15 protein-coding genes and 1 pseudogene are annotated in these 12,964 nt (G+C 68.0%); 9 read left to right on the forward strand and 7 right to left on the reverse strand.

Annotation, left to right across the window (positions count from 1 at the left end):
- Window positions 1-256: pseudogene (locus MBTS_RS21500) on the reverse strand (DUF4105 domain-containing protein); the annotation flags it as partial.
- 298 nt (window positions 257-554) lie between these two features.
- On the opposite strand from MBTS_RS21500, the gene MBTS_RS21505 reads away from it, so the two are divergent.
- The 7 genes from MBTS_RS21505 (at window position 555) to MBTS_RS21535 (ending at window position 7,166) form a co-directional block, all read left to right on the forward strand.
- The gene (locus tag MBTS_RS21505; RefSeq protein ID WP_018045622.1) at window positions 555-842 is read left to right on the forward strand and encodes a hypothetical protein; all 288 of its coding nucleotides are present in this window, start codon (window positions 555-557) and stop codon (window positions 840-842) included.
- A gap of 213 nt (window positions 843-1,055) precedes the next feature.
- Window positions 1,056-1,946 (forward strand): heme/hemin ABC transporter substrate-binding protein, encoded by an 891-nt coding sequence (locus tag MBTS_RS21510; RefSeq protein ID WP_238253978.1) that lies wholly within the window; start codon window positions 1,056-1,058, stop codon window positions 1,944-1,946.
- Window positions 1,939-3,015 (forward strand): FecCD family ABC transporter permease, encoded by a 1,077-nt coding sequence (locus MBTS_RS21515; RefSeq protein WP_192216436.1) that lies wholly within the window; start codon window positions 1,939-1,941, stop codon window positions 3,013-3,015. The genes MBTS_RS21510 and MBTS_RS21515 overlap by 8 nt, the downstream gene beginning before the upstream one ends.
- Complete coding sequence (locus MBTS_RS21520) at window positions 3,008-3,814, forward strand: heme ABC transporter ATP-binding protein (protein WP_147833130.1); 807 nt, start codon at window positions 3,008-3,010, stop codon at window positions 3,812-3,814. Before MBTS_RS21515 ends, MBTS_RS21520 begins: the two co-directional genes overlap by 8 nt.
- A gap of 188 nt (window positions 3,815-4,002) precedes the next feature.
- A complete protein-coding gene (locus MBTS_RS21525) occupies window positions 4,003-6,159 on the forward strand; it encodes a TonB-dependent hemoglobin/transferrin/lactoferrin family receptor (protein ID WP_192216437.1) in 2,157 nt (718 codons plus the stop codon).
- Between the two features lie 204 nt (window positions 6,160-6,363).
- Window positions 6,364-6,543 (forward strand): hypothetical protein, encoded by a 180-nt coding sequence (locus MBTS_RS21530; protein ID WP_147833128.1) that lies wholly within the window; start codon window positions 6,364-6,366, stop codon window positions 6,541-6,543.
- Between the two features lie 86 nt (window positions 6,544-6,629).
- A complete protein-coding gene (locus tag MBTS_RS21535; protein WP_238253977.1) occupies window positions 6,630-7,166 on the forward strand; it encodes a hypothetical protein in 537 nt (178 codons plus the stop codon).
- A 145-nt stretch (window positions 7,167-7,311) separates the two neighbouring features.
- Here MBTS_RS21535 and MBTS_RS21540 read toward each other — a convergent pair whose 3' ends face one another.
- From MBTS_RS21540 to MBTS_RS21550, 3 genes are all read right to left on the reverse strand, one after another.
- Window positions 7,312-8,400 (reverse strand): apurinic/apyrimidinic endonuclease family protein, encoded by a 1,089-nt coding sequence (locus MBTS_RS21540; RefSeq protein ID WP_187273484.1) that lies wholly within the window; start codon window positions 8,398-8,400, stop codon window positions 7,312-7,314.
- 292 nt (window positions 8,401-8,692) lie between these two features.
- Window positions 8,693-9,085 carry a hypothetical protein gene (locus MBTS_RS21545; RefSeq protein ID WP_056141288.1) on the reverse strand — a complete coding sequence of 131 codons (393 nt, stop codon included), beginning with the start codon at window positions 9,083-9,085 and terminating at the stop codon, window positions 8,693-8,695.
- A 31-nt stretch (window positions 9,086-9,116) separates the two neighbouring features.
- The gene (locus tag MBTS_RS21550) at window positions 9,117-9,323 is read right to left on the reverse strand and encodes a hypothetical protein (RefSeq protein WP_192216438.1); all 207 of its coding nucleotides are present in this window, start codon (window positions 9,321-9,323) and stop codon (window positions 9,117-9,119) included.
- A gap of 321 nt (window positions 9,324-9,644) precedes the next feature.
- Here MBTS_RS21550 and MBTS_RS21555 point away from each other — a divergent pair, with 321 nt between their 5' ends.
- Both MBTS_RS21555 and MBTS_RS21560 read left to right on the forward strand, forming a co-directional pair.
- Window positions 9,645-9,974 carry a type II toxin-antitoxin system PrlF family antitoxin gene (locus MBTS_RS21555; protein WP_192216439.1) on the forward strand — a complete coding sequence of 110 codons (330 nt, stop codon included), beginning with the start codon at window positions 9,645-9,647 and terminating at the stop codon, window positions 9,972-9,974.
- Window positions 9,975-9,977: 3 nt separating this feature from the next.
- Window positions 9,978-10,460 (forward strand): type II toxin-antitoxin system YhaV family toxin, encoded by a 483-nt coding sequence (locus MBTS_RS21560; RefSeq protein ID WP_192216440.1) that lies wholly within the window; start codon window positions 9,978-9,980, stop codon window positions 10,458-10,460.
- 98 nt (window positions 10,461-10,558) lie between these two features.
- On the opposite strand, the gene MBTS_RS21565 is transcribed toward MBTS_RS21560, so the two are convergent.
- The 3 genes from MBTS_RS21565 to MBTS_RS21575 all read right to left on the reverse strand — a co-directional run.
- Window positions 10,559-11,548 carry a hypothetical protein gene (locus MBTS_RS21565; protein WP_192216441.1) on the reverse strand — a complete coding sequence of 330 codons (990 nt, stop codon included), beginning with the start codon at window positions 11,546-11,548 and terminating at the stop codon, window positions 10,559-10,561.
- Between the two features lie 206 nt (window positions 11,549-11,754).
- Complete coding sequence (locus MBTS_RS21570; protein ID WP_192216442.1) at window positions 11,755-12,453, reverse strand: GNAT family N-acetyltransferase; 699 nt, start codon at window positions 12,451-12,453, stop codon at window positions 11,755-11,757.
- On the reverse strand, window positions 12,450-12,964 hold a 515-nt coding region (locus MBTS_RS21575), incomplete at its 5' end, for an FMN-binding negative transcriptional regulator (protein ID WP_192216443.1). The genes MBTS_RS21575 and MBTS_RS21570, both read right to left, overlap by 4 nt.

Genomic DNA, 12,964 nt, shown 5'->3' on the forward strand with positions numbered 1-12,964 from the left:
GACCCGCCCCGGTGACGAGGCCCCAGCGCCGGTGGACCGCCTCCCGCCCCACCAGCAGCAGCCAGAGCGGCAGCGCCATCTGGCTCGCCGGAGCCTCGGAGGCGGCGAGGAGATCGTCGACGGGGGCGCCCTCTCCCTTGGCCAGAGCGAGGTTCACGACGCCCTGCCCCTTCAGGCTCAGCCGCCCGTGGCCGGAATCGCCCTCGGGGCGGGACGCGTCCGTCGCGGAGCCGTCGTGGAATGATTGAGGCCGCATGGTCACCGGTGATCGCCCCCCGCAGTGCGCCATCTCCTATCACCGAGAAGCCAGAACAAGGGAAAGGTTCGCTTAAAGGAGCCGCATCGACCCGATGTTTTTCGAGGCTGAGTGCATGTCCTCTACGTTTTGGTGTGCCTTCGGTACGGGGCCGCCGCGTGGGGGAGGCGCGGCGCGCCGAGAGGCTGGTTGAGGTGTTTGTCCAAGGCTTGACCTGGAGTGCAGCGTTGAGCTGAGTTCGACGTCCCGATCCATCGGCCCGGTTGTCGAGGCCGCCGGCGGCTGCCATGGTCGCCCGATGGCACAGTCACCTCCCTCCCGCTACTCCCCCTCCGAACTCATCGAGCAGTTGCGGGAGGCCGCCGAAGAGATCGCGCCCGAACTGCCCGGCATCCGGGCGGAGGAGACGCTGGAGGGCGAGGCGGCCCAGACCATCGAGGAGATGGCCGAGGCCCTGATGCGGATCGCGAACGGGGCGCCGCGCCCCCAGGACCTCGCCCGCGCCGCCCTGGAGGCCAAGGCGCCCCTGAAGCCGATCGGCCGCCCCAAGAGCACCGTGGTGAAGATGCAGCGGCCGCGTCGGTAGAGCCTCCGGCGCAGCAACGGCAAGAACAGACTGTATCAATTCAAAAGTAGAGATTTTTTTAAATCTTGCCTTGGACTGCGCAGGCAGGCACACTCTTCGACCTATAGCATGACACGGGTGACGCCGACGGACGGTCGCCGGAAGGCGGTCCCCGTCCATGCCGGCGCGCGACCGGCTCCGGGCGGCCGCCAGCGACAGGGTGATCCCGATCCGATGACGCACCGTCCTTCCCCTCTCCCCCCGTCCCGCCGCGCGATCCTGGCCGGCGGGCTCGGCCTCGCCGCCCTCGGGGGCCCGGCGCGGGCGGCGGGGCCGGCCGCGCGCATCGCCTCCCTCGGCGGGGCCGTGACCGAGATCCTCTACCGGCTCGGGGCCGCGAGCCGGATCGTGGTGGTCGACACCACCAGCATCTACCCGGCGCAGGCCCTGCGCGAGAAGCCGAATATCGGCTATCTGCGCGCGCTGTCGGCGGAGGGGCTGCTCTCGGCCGGCCCGGACCTCGTCATCGCGGCCGAGGGCGCCGGCCCCGCCGACGTGCTGACCCTGGTGCGCGAGGCGGGCGTGCCGGTCTCCATCGTCAAGGAGCCGCCGACCCCCGAGGGTGTCCTCGACAAGATCGCCACCGTGGGACGCCTCGCCGGCCTCGAACGGGAGGCCGCCGCCCTCGCCGCGGAGGTGCGCGCGCAATTCGCCGGCCTGAGCGAGCAGCGCGCCCGCATCACCCGCCCGGCCAGGGCGCTCGTCGTGCTGTCGGTGGCGAACGGCCGCGTCATGGTCGGGGGCCGCAACAGCACGGCGGACGGCATCCTGGCCCTGGCGGGGGTGGAGAACGCGGCCACCGGCATCGAGGGGTTCAAGCCGATGACGGACGAGGCCATCATCGCCGCCGCCCCCGACGCCGTGGTGATGATGCAGAACGGGGCCGAGGCCCCGAACCCGGAGACGACCTTCGCCCCCGGCACCGCCCTCGGCCAGGTGCCGGCGGCGGCCAAACACGCCCTCGTGGCTATGGACGGCCTCTACCTCCTCGGCTTCGGCCCGCGCACCCCGGATGCCGCACGCGACCTGATACGGGCGATCTACCCCGACCTCATCCGTGGCTGATCCTGTCCACGGGGACAGGCTCGCCGATCCGCGCCGCCGGGACGTCGCGGTCTTCGCCGGCCTGGCGATCCTCGTCCTCGCCGTCAGCCTCCTCTCCGTCGGCGTCGGGGCGATCCCCATCGCGCCGGCGCGGATCCTCGACGTGATGATGCGGGGCGGGGCGGATCCAGGCCTCGCGCGCGACAGCCTCGTCATCCTCAACATCCGCCTGCCTCGTACCCTCCTGGGCCTGATGGTCGGCGCGGGCCTGGCGGTCTCCGGTGCGCTGATGCAGGGGCTCTTCCGCAATCCCCTGGCCGATCCGGCCCTGGTCGGCGTCTCCGCCGGGGCGGGCCTCGCGGCGGCCTGTATCATCGTCCTCGGCGACCGGCTCCTCGTGGCATTTGGCCTGCCGGGGCCGCTCCCCTATGCGGTGCTGCCGGCGGCGGCCTTCTGCGGGGGGCTCACCGCGACGCTGGGCCTCTACCTCGTCGCCACGCGCTCGGGCCGGACCTCCGTGGCGACGATGCTGCTCGCCGGCATCGCGCTCGGAGCGCTGAGCGGCGCGATGACGGGGCTCCTCGTCTATGCCAGCGACGACCGGCAGCTGCGCGACCTCACCTTCTGGTCCCTGGGCAGCCTCGGGGGATCGACCTGGACCAAGGTGGCGGCCACCGCTCCGGCGATCCTCCCGGTGCTGATCGCCGTGCCGTTCCTCGGGCGCGGGCTCAACGCCCTGGTCCTCGGGGAGGCGGAGGCGTTCCATCTCGGCATCCCGGTGGAGCGGCTCAAGCGGGCGGCGATCCTCCTCGTCGCCATCGCCGTCGGCGCCGGCGTGGCGGCGGCCGGGGTGATCGGCTTCGTCGGCCTCGTGGTGCCCCATACCCTGCGGCTGATGATCGGCCCCGAGCACCGGCGGCTCCTGCCGGCCTCCGCCCTCCTCGGCGGCACGCTCCTCGTCCTGGCGGATGTGGCGGCGCGTCTCGTGGTGGCGCCGGCCGAACTGCCGATCGGGATCGTCACGGCGCTGGTGGGCGCCCCCGTCTTCCTGTGGCTCCTCCTGGCGCGGACCCGGACCCTCGATGTCTGAGGCGGCGCCCCTGCTCACCGCCTCCGGCCTCGCCTTCGCCACGGGCGGGCGCACCCTGGTGGAGGGCGTGTCGCTCGACGTGGAGCCGGGATCGCTGCAGGTCATCATCGGCCCGAACGGCGCGGGCAAATCCACCCTGCTGCGCCTCCTCTGCGGCGAGCTCGCCCCCACCGCGGGCACGGTGGCCTATGGCGGAACGCCGGTTCCGACGATCCCGCCCTGGCGGCTCGCGGCCCTGCGGGCGGTGCTGCCGCAGACCACGCGGCTCGCCTTTCCCTTCTCGGTCTCGGACGTCGCCCGCATCGGCCTCGACGGCATCGGCCGCGGCCTCACCCGGCGCGACCGCGAGGCGATCCTCGCCGACGCCCTCGGCCGGGCCGACATCCTGCATCTCGCGGGCCGTGCCTATCAGAGCCTATCGGGCGGCGAGCAGGCCCGGGTCCAGTTCGCGCGCGTGCTGTGCCAGCTCGCCGCCGGCCGCACCATCGCCACCGGACAGGTCCTGTTCCTCGACGAGCCCACCGCGAGCCTCGACCTGCGCCATCAGAGCGCGATCCTGGAAGCCGTGGATGGGCTGCGGGGCCGCGGCGTCGGCGTGGTGGCGATCCTGCACGACCTCAACCTCGCGGCGGCCTATGCCGACACCCTGCTGGTGCTCTCCGAGGGCCGCCTCGTGGCGCGCGGCACCCCGTCGGCGATCCTGCGCGACGACCTGATCGCCGAGGTCTTCCAGGTGAACTGGCCCGTCGGGCGGGTGCCCGAGGGCGGCCGGCCCTTCATCCTCCCGCGCCGCCTGTGACCGGGCGGCAACAGACCACGGGATTATAAAACTAGGCTAGAACAGGTCTAGGCATATTCAGATGCTCCTTGGACTCACACCAATCTAACCAAGACTAAACCGCGTTGACCGCACAGTCATGGAGCAGCATCAGCGCTGGGAGCCAGCCCATCTCCCGGCGCTGTCTCTCCTGTCTCGCGGAATCGGTCATGCCTCCCCGTCTCCTCCTCACCCCCCATCGCGCCGGCGCCCTCGTCGGCGTCTCGCTCATCGCGATGAGCGCCGCTCAAGCGCAGACGGCGCCCGCCCTCCCCGCGGCGCAACCGCCGCACACGGCAGTGAGCCTCGACACCCTCTCGGTCACCGGGACGAAGACCGAGGAGCCCGCCATCGACGCCCTGTCCGGGAGCAGCGTCGTCACCCGCGCGCAGATGGACCGCCTGCAGCCGAGCCGCCTCTCCGACGTCCTGCGCGACGTCCCCGGCGTCACCACGCAGGAGAACCAGAACGACCCGGCCCAGGCCATCAACATCCGCGGGCTGCAGGATTTCGGGCGCGTCAACGTCCTGGTGGACGGCGCCCGCCAGAACTTCCAGACCTCGGGCCACAGCGCCAACGGCGTCTTCTATCTCGATCCCGAACTCGTCGGCGGCGTCGACATCACGCGCGGCCCCACCTCCACCATCTACGGCTCCGGCGCGATCGGCGGCGTGGTCGCCTTCCGCACGCGCTCCATCGACGACATCCTGGCGCCGGACGAGAAGGCGGGCGCGGTCCAGAAATTCGGCTTCGGCTCGAACGGACAGAAATTCCTGAACTCGACGGCGCTGGGCGCCCGCATCGGCACCGCGGCGGATGTGTTCGGTCAGTTCGTCTACCGCAACAACGACGCCTATCGCGACGGGTTCGGCACGCTCGTGCGCGACACCGGCAACGAACTGACCTCCGGCCTGGCCAAGTTCAACCTCCGGCCCGCCGACGGCCACGAGATCAGCGGCACGGCCCTCCTGCAGAACTTCGACTTCGCCAATAACGGCAGCAGCAACGCCGGAGCCCGCTTCAACAACGCGGTCCAGGCCAACACCTACACCCTCGGCTACCGCTTCGCCCGGCCCGACGTGCCGCTGATCGATCTGAGCGTGAAGGGCTACTACGCCAGCACGCACAACACGCTGACCTTCCTCAACGACACCGCGAGCGGTCTCTACGGCAATCTCGGCGTGCGGGCCGGCGACAGGATCGACTACGACATCGAGACGCTGGGCGTCGACGTCCACAACACGGCCCGTTTCGACACCTGGGCCTTGAGCCACGCCCTGACCATCGGCGGCGACGCGGTGTTCGACCGGGTCAAGACCACGGACAATGCCGGGGGCTTCGGCTCCGCCTTCACGCCCTCCGGGGAGCGGACCCTGGCGGGCGCCTTCATCCAGGACGAGGTGCGCTACGCCTCCTGGCTGCGGGTCATCGGAGCGTTGCGCTACGACCATTACGAAATGTCCGGCGGCAACGCGAGCTCGAGCGGCGACCGCCTCTCTCCCAAGATCACGGTGGGGGTCTCGCCCTTTGCCGGGATCGAGTTCTACGGCACCTATGCGGAAGGCTATCGGGCGCCATCGATCACCGAGACCCTGGTCCAGGGCATCCATCCCTTCCCGGCCTTCAACATCCTTCCGAATGCGTCCCTGAAGCCTGAAGTGGCGCACAATATCGAAGGGGGCATCAACCTCAAATACGGCGATGTCCTGAGGCCCGGCGACGTCTTCCGCGCCAAGGCCAACGTCTTCCAGAACGAGATCGACGACTACATCAACACCGCCCAGGTCGGCCCGACCTATTTCGTGCCCGTGATTCCCGGCATTCCGGCCTCGGTCTGCGTCGGCCGGCCCGGACGTTTCCCGTGCTTCATCCCGGTGCAGTCGTTCCAGTACCTCAACGTGGCGCAGGCCGAAATCTCCGGCGTCGAACTGGAGGGCGCCTACGATTGGGGCGGCGGCTTCGTCTCGGTGGCGGCCACCCATACCGAGGGGCGCGACAAGGCCACGCGCGAGGCCCTTCTGAGCATCCCCCCGGACCGCATCAGCGCCACGCTCGGCCTGCGCTTCCTCGACGACAGCCTCACGGTGGGAAGCCGCCTCACCTTCGTGGACAAAAGCAACGTCGTTCCCGCCAGTGCGACGATCCTGGCGACCAAGGCCTATGGCCTCGTGGATTTCTTCGCGTCCTACCGGGTCAACGACCGGATCCGCGCCGACTTCACCCTGCAGAACGCCTTCGACAAGCGCTACACCCAGTACCTCAACCTGCTGCAGAGCCCAGGCCTGACGGCAAAGGCCGCGATCAGCATCAAGTTCGCCACGCGCTGACCGACGGGATAGTCAGTTCGCGCGACGCACCACGGTGCGGGAGGGCGGCGGGCAGGCTTCACGTGACCTGGCCCGCCTCGCTCCCTTCATGAGGCGGAGGTGGTGCCCCGTGATGAAGTCGATGCCGGTTCCAGCGCCGCATTGCTGCCTTGATTTAAGCGGGCCGACGCGCCAATTTGAAGAGAGGCCATAAGGAACCATGGAATGAAGGCCGAAAAGCGTGCTGCGCTCAAGTTGGCGATCAAGCGCTATACAACTGCAAAGAAAGCGACGAAGGCCTTAGCGTTGGGCGCCCTGGTCAAAGAGGGGACGCACAATAAAAAAGGCGAAATCACTGCCGCCTACGGTGGCGAACGAAAGAAAAAAGCCACTGCTGGGTTTTAATGTCTAGAAATTTGCCGTCTTTCGTTTTTGGCTACCACGGGTGTAGCAGAAAGGTAGGCCGCAAAGCTTTGACTCACGGTCTTCCTTTGGCCCCTTCCAATAAAGATTACGATTGGCTCGGCCCGGGAGTCTATTTTTGGGAAAACGATGCGCTACGGGCCTATGAGTGGGCGCAGGCGAAGGCGGCGTCCGGCGCATATGACGATCCATTTGTCATAGGTGCGATCATCGATCTGGGAAATTGTCTCGATTTATTGCAGCGAGAAAATATTGAGCTGCTGACTGACGCATACGATAGTCTGAAGCTGCTGAACGAACAAGCCGGCACAGAAATGCCGAAGAACAAAGACCCAAACACAATTAATCAAGGAGACAAACTCCTGCGATTTCGCGACTGCGCCGTCATCCGACACTTGCACGAAATCATTGAAGACAAACATTATAATGACCCCGAAAGCGAAGACTACATAGAGCCGTTCGATACAGTAAGAGGTCTTTTCGTTGAAGGAAGCCCAGCTTATCCGCAGGGTGGATTTTATTCCAGGACCCACACACAGATAGCAGTCAGAAACGACACATGCATCAAAGGTATATTTTTGCCACGCGGGGAGATTGGCTCCTAAGTTTTCCGCATAGTTTGTGTTTGCTCGATTTCCGATCTGCAGCCTCTGCTAGCGCAACCGTCCCGAAGGCAGATCAAACCCGTCAGATTCCGAACCGGCCCACTCCCGATTCTGTGACATGAGCGGCGACCCACTGCCGCTCCGCTCACGCAGCGGAGGCGGTGCCGCGTGACGGCTCGGCCGCACGCGCGTCACCGATCTCGGCGGCGATGCCGGTGGAGGCCAGGTTCTTGCCCTTCGCCTCGATCTCGAAATCGGCCCAGGCGAGGTGCCGGGCCACGAGGGCGTTGAGCGCTCGGTTGCCCATCAGGTGCGAATGGGCCGCGATGTCCCGCCACTTGTGCCCGGCCCCTATCAGGGTGGGGTAATCGGGCAGCGTGTCCGGGTCGTGCCCCTCCAGCAGGGCCTCGCGCGAGAGGCTGATATGGGCGATCGGGCGCACACCGCGCCAGGAGTCGCGGATGCGGGCGATCCGCGAATCGTCGGGCTCTATATAGACGCCGCCGCTCTGGACCCAGTGGTGGTGCAGATCGAGGACCACCGGCACGTCGTCCGCCAGGTCCAGCACCGTGTCGAGGCCGAAGGCGTTCTCGTCGTTCTCCACCGTCAGCAGGTCGCGCGCGGTCTGCGAGAGCTTGGGCAGGCTGGCGCGAAACCCTTCGATGCCCGGATCGCGGGCGCCGACATGGATGTTGATATGGGCGCCCTGCGGGTGCCAGCCGCCGCCATAGCCCATCATCGCCATCAGCTCGGCATGGTATTCGAGCTCGGAGATGCCGTTGCGCTCGGCATTGGGGTTGCGCGAGGCGATGACGCAGAACGGCCCGGGGTGGAAGCTGAGGCGCACGCCCCCCGCCCGCGCCCGCTCGCCGACGCGCGCGAGACCGGTCTCCACGAGATCGACCATCTCGGGCTCGGCATAGATCGAGCGTGCCACCGCGTGGGTGTAGCCGGGCAGGACATTGCTCGCCATCCGCAGCAGGCGCTCCAGGGGCGGCCGGGCCGCGACCCAGGCGATCTGCCGTTCGAGCGCGCCGAGATTGTGCCGGACGAGACCCTCGAGCTTCGCCCGCCGCGCCGCGGGCGCGAGCGTGTCGAGATGGCTCATGGTGGTGTGCGACAGGTTCATGTGAAGCGTCGCCTCGCGGGCGGCCTTCAGGGTCTTGAAGCTGGCGGGATCGTCGTCGAGCACGAAGGTGCAGCAGAAACCGAGGCGCGGCGTGTCCATCATCATGGGGGGATAACGGCGTCGGCCGGCTTTGGTGTCGCCGGACCGGGCGGTTTCGGATCGCCCCGTGACCGAGCCGGCGTGATCGGATGCCTCAGCGGATGCACACGCTGACGTCGGTCGTCCGCCAAAGTCGATCGCCCGACCCGACCACCTCATCCTGAGGTGCCCTTCGCCTCGGCGAAGGGCCTCGAAGGAGCCCTCCAGATACCGAAGCGTTCCCTGGAGCCCTCCTTCGAGGCCGCTACGCGGCACCTCAGGATAAGGTAGAGCCTTGGAAAAACATCCAAAATGTCTCTCAGTCCAGGCACATGGCGAAATACAGCTGCCTGATCCGCTCCAGGGCCTGGAACCCCTCGGCGCGCGGGTTGAGGAGTTCCGGCCCCTCCGGGACGCGGCCGAAGAACGCGCTTGCCGGATCGGCCACGAAGCCGCGCTCGCCGATATAGAGCCCGTCCCGGTTCTTCACGTTGACCGAGCCGCAGACCCACGACCCTTCGGCCTTGCGCAACGCCGTCACCTTCGGGTCGAGGGCGCCGAAACGCTCGCCCACCATGACGAGGATCGCTTCCGCCGCGGACTTGCCGATGACGGCATCGGACCCGTCCTCGACCCGCTGCGCCTGCGCCGGGCCGGACAGGGCCGAGAGCAGGAGGAGCGCCCCCGCGAGGCCACGGAAGTGGCCCGTCATCGTGCATGGCCGAGCCATGAGGCGACGGCCCTCACCGCGCCGAACCCGCTCCGCCGCCCCCGTTGGTCGCCGGCTCGGCATCGGCAATGAGGATGTCGAGGGATTGGCGCACGATCTCCAGGGCGCTGACGCCCTTGCTCGCGGCCTCCGCCTCGACCTTCGCCCGGTCGGCGGACGGCATCTCGTCGAAGATCGCCTGCGCGACCCCCACCGACGCGTGCTTGTGATGTTCGCCCATGATCAGACCAGCCGGATGATGGCGAGGCCGAAGCTCCCGTTCAATAATAATAAGCATTTCATGAGAATAGCCTGACCCCGCACTTGGGAACGATGAGTGCTCTTCTTTCTCACCTCGCATCAGAGATCAACTCGTTTCGCGCCGGAGGATTGGCGGAGCTGTTTGTCCGTGAGCGAGGTGACGGAGAATCCAGGCGTGGATGAAACCGTGCGCCTGCGCTCGTCACGTCGAGGCTGCTTCCGGGTCCAAGCAGATCCTCGCCGTTGCCGACCTGCCCCGCAAAATGTAAGGTAGATTCCTTACACATCGACGGAGGATATCATGGCGGTCCTCGTTCGCGAGCGGAGCAAGATCACCGCGAAGGGTCAGACCACGATCCCCAAGGCCGTGCGCCAGGCGCTCGGCGTGAGCTACGGCGGCGACGTCGCCTACGTCATCGACGAGGGCGGTCGCGTGAGCCTGTTCGCGGCGGCGGAGGAGGAGACGGACCCGGTGATCGACGGGTTCCTGACCTTCCTCGCGCGGGACATGGCCCGCAACCCTTCGCAGATTTCGGCTTTCCCCGCCGGATTGGCGGAACGCATGACGACGCTCACAGCCGGAATGACCGTCGATTTCAATGAGGATATCGACGGCGACGTGACGCTCTGAGCCATGGTCATCGACGGCTGGACGGTCTTCGCCCATCCTCTGTTGCTCGATCAGCTCGAGAGGGCGACGGCGGCAGTGGAAGCGGCCAAGGCGGCCGACCCGACGGGCTATCAGCGCACGGCGCAAGCGAAGCTTCTCGCCATGCTCGCTACGTTGATCTTCGAGACGATCCCGTCCGATCCAACGCGGCAGGAGTACCGCCAAGGCGACACGCTCGGAAGGACCCGGAAGCATTGGTTCCGGGCCAAATTCGGCAACGGCCGGTTCCGGCTGTTCTTCCGCTACGACAGCAGAACGAAAATCCTCATCTTCGCCTGGGTGAACGACGAGACGACGTTACGGACCTACGGCTCGAAAACCGACGCCTATCGCGTGTTCAAGGGGATGCTCGACAAGGGCAACCCGCCCGACGACTGGAAATCTCTGCTCGCGGCAGCCTCGGCAGAGCCGGCCGGCACACGGCTGGAGAAGGCCAAGCCGACATAGCGCTCGCGATCGGGTCCTGACGGAAAGAAGACGCCGACCGAAGCGGGCCACCCGCGATCCGCCAGGCGGCACCGACCATCCACTCCCCCTCCGCGACGTCAGAATTCGAGGCCGAGCTTGAGGCGGACGGCGTGGCGCTCGAACTGGCCGAGGCCGAGGGCGCGCCGTGCGAAGGCGGGATCGGAATCGCGCCCCCAGATCTGGCCGGCATAGGCCAGGGTGATCCAGGCCTTCTCGGTGAAGCGGTGGTGCAGGGCCGGGCCGAGGGTCAGGGCCTGGCTCTCCAACCGGTTCAGGAAAGCCCCGTCATAGCCGCGCAGGTAGCGCAGCTCCGGCCCGAGATAGGTCTTGTCCGCCACCTCTCCGACGAGGGCGTTCGACCAGACGAAGGTCGAGGAGCGGTAGCCCTCGCCCGAGCCGCGCTGGCGCCCCACCGCCGGTTCGAAACTGACGTTGCTGCCGTACCAGAGTGTGTTCGGCACGATCTGGACATCGACCTGGGCCAGGGTCTCGAGATCGAAGACGTCGGCGCCGTTGCCCTCAATCGGCAGGATGCGGGTGAAGCGCGGCCTCACCTCCAGGGCGAAACCCACGGGCTGCTCGGCCGAGCCCTTCAGGAACTGGTACTTCACGTCGATCGAGGCCCCGTCGAACGTGCCGAAGGCCTTGTCGTCGAGATCGGCGATGGTGCGGACCCGGTGCAGGGTGCCGAAGGCGCTGAACTCGATGCTCAGGCGGTCGATCGGATCGAACTGGTAGCCGAGGCGCGCGTCGAAGGCCCGGTAATGCGACGGGCCGGGGCCGGCGCGGCGCTTGCCGATGCGCGAGACGCTGTCGAAGACGACCTCCTGCTGGCCCTTCTCGCCGGCATCCGTTCCTTCGGTGAAGCCGAACAGGTGCTCGGTGTCGACATCCTCTTTCTCGGGCGACGACGGCTTGGCTTTCGTCTCAGGCGACGGCGACTTGGCCTTCGACGAGCGCGCCTGACCGCCGCTCTTGCCGTCCTTGCCGTCGTCGGAGCCGGCCAGCGCCGGCGCGCAGGAACAGGCGGCGAGAAGAAGCGCGACGGCGATCCTCACGGGCGTCATGGCGCGGTGTTTCCTTCGGCCCGAGGCACCGATGTCCCCCGGTCCCGTCGACACCCTAGCCGGCCGCACCCCGAGACGCTGCGCCGTCCCTGCAACAGGACGAGAGTATTCATGATGCAGGGGATGATCGCGCCGGATGAAACGTGAGATGTGGCCGAGACGACCTCCGGCTTTCGGAGGGCGGTGCTCCCATCGCCGGACGGCCTTCAGCCCCGCAGGGCCGCGAGGCTCCGCCTCTGGCGCCCCGCATCGTCGAAATTCTCCGGCGCGAGCCAGGCGGCGAAGGCGTCCCGCAGGCGGGGCCAGTCCGCATCGGTCACCGCGAACCACGCCGTGTCGCGCGAGCGCCCCTTGGTGACGATGGCGTTGCGGAAGATGCCCTCGAAGGTGAAGCCGTAGCGCAGGGCCGCCGCGCGGGAGGGCGCGTTGAGGCTGTCGCATTTCCACTCGTAGCGGCGATATCCGAGGTCGAAGGCGCGGGCCATCATCAGGGCCATCGCCTCGGTGGCGGCGGGGTTGCGGGCGAGACCGGGGCCGAACTGGATATGGCCGACCTCGATACAGCCATGGGCCGGCTCGATCCTGAGATAGGCCGCGAGGCCCAGCGCCCGGCCGGTGGCGGCGTCGAGGATGGCGTGATGCATCGGGTCGCGGCTGCGGGCGATCTCCGCCAGTCGCGCGCGATACTCGGCCTCGTCCGCCGGGGGCTCCACGGGCAGGTAGGTCCAGCGCGCCGGGTCGTGCGCCAGGGCGGAAAAAAGGTCGCCCGCATGGCGCTCGGCATCGAGGGGCTCGATCCGGCAGAACCGGCCCTGCATCGCCTCGCGTGGCGGGAACGGCGGCGGGGTCCACCCCACGAGGGCGGGGCCGACCGGCTGGCCATAGGAATTCACGCGCTCGCTCATGCCCGAACTCCCAACCTGTCGACGAGGTCCGCCATCGCGTCGTTGCCGCCCGCGTCCCGGCGCAATCCGGCCGCGACGCCGGCCCGGTCCGCCTCCGTGCGGTTCTGGCTGACCTTCCATTTGCCGGTGAGACGCGCAATCGGAATCTCGATGCCGACGATCCCCCTGATCTGCGCCGCCGTGAAGGCCGGCGGCGCGTCCGCCACCGACCAGGGCGCGTCCCGCCCCGCCTCCTGCATCCGTGTCAGGTCGTCGATCTGCCGGCGCAGCCAGGCCTCGTCCTCGATGACGCGCGGGCGGCCCCGCGCCTGGACGGTGGCGTAATTCCAGGTGGGCACCACCTTCCCCGTCTCACGCTTCGTCGCGTACCAGGAGGGCGTGACGTAGCGGTCCGGCCCCTGGAACACGACGAGGCATTCGGGAAGCCCGTCGAGGTCGCGCCAGTGCGGGTTGGCGCGGGCGAGATGGGCGCGGAGCACGCGCTCTCCGCCCGCGCCCTCGTCGAGGAGGA

Source organism: Methylobacterium bullatum (assembly GCF_014845095.1).
In the GTDB taxonomy this organism is placed as follows: domain Bacteria; phylum Pseudomonadota; class Alphaproteobacteria; order Rhizobiales; family Beijerinckiaceae; genus Methylobacterium; species Methylobacterium bullatum.

Excerpts from the sequence above, each read along its gene's own strand:
- MBTS_RS21505 (WP_018045622.1), top strand. The coding sequence starts at position 555 with ATGGCACAGTCACCTCCCTCCCGCTACTCCCCCTCCGAACTCATCGAG.
- MBTS_RS21510 (WP_238253978.1), top strand. The coding sequence starts at position 1,056 with ATGACGCACCGTCCTTCCCCTCTCCCCCCGTCCCGCCGCGCGATCCTG.
- MBTS_RS21520 (WP_147833130.1), top strand. The coding sequence starts at position 3,008 with ATGTCTGAGGCGGCGCCCCTGCTCACCGCCTCCGGCCTCGCCTTCGCC.
- MBTS_RS21525 (WP_192216437.1), top strand. The coding sequence starts at position 4,003 with ATGCCTCCCCGTCTCCTCCTCACCCCCCATCGCGCCGGCGCCCTCGTC.
- MBTS_RS21530 (WP_147833128.1), top strand. The coding sequence starts at position 6,364 with ATGAAGGCCGAAAAGCGTGCTGCGCTCAAGTTGGCGATCAAGCGCTAT.
- MBTS_RS21540 (WP_187273484.1), bottom strand. The coding sequence starts at position 8,400 with ATGATGATGGACACGCCGCGCCTCGGTTTCTGCTGCACCTTCGTGCTC.
- MBTS_RS21545 (WP_056141288.1), bottom strand. The coding sequence starts at position 9,085 with ATGACGGGCCACTTCCGTGGCCTCGCGGGGGCGCTCCTCCTGCTCTCG.
- MBTS_RS21550 (WP_192216438.1), bottom strand. The coding sequence starts at position 9,323 with ATGGGCGAACATCACAAGCACGCGTCGGTGGGGGTCGCGCAGGCGATC.
- MBTS_RS21555 (WP_192216439.1), top strand. The coding sequence starts at position 9,645 with ATGGCGGTCCTCGTTCGCGAGCGGAGCAAGATCACCGCGAAGGGTCAG.
- MBTS_RS21560 (WP_192216440.1), top strand. The coding sequence starts at position 9,978 with ATGGTCATCGACGGCTGGACGGTCTTCGCCCATCCTCTGTTGCTCGAT.
- MBTS_RS21565 (WP_192216441.1), bottom strand. The coding sequence starts at position 11,548 with ATGACGCCCGTGAGGATCGCCGTCGCGCTTCTTCTCGCCGCCTGTTCC.
- MBTS_RS21570 (WP_192216442.1), bottom strand. The coding sequence starts at position 12,453 with ATGAGCGAGCGCGTGAATTCCTATGGCCAGCCGGTCGGCCCCGCCCTC.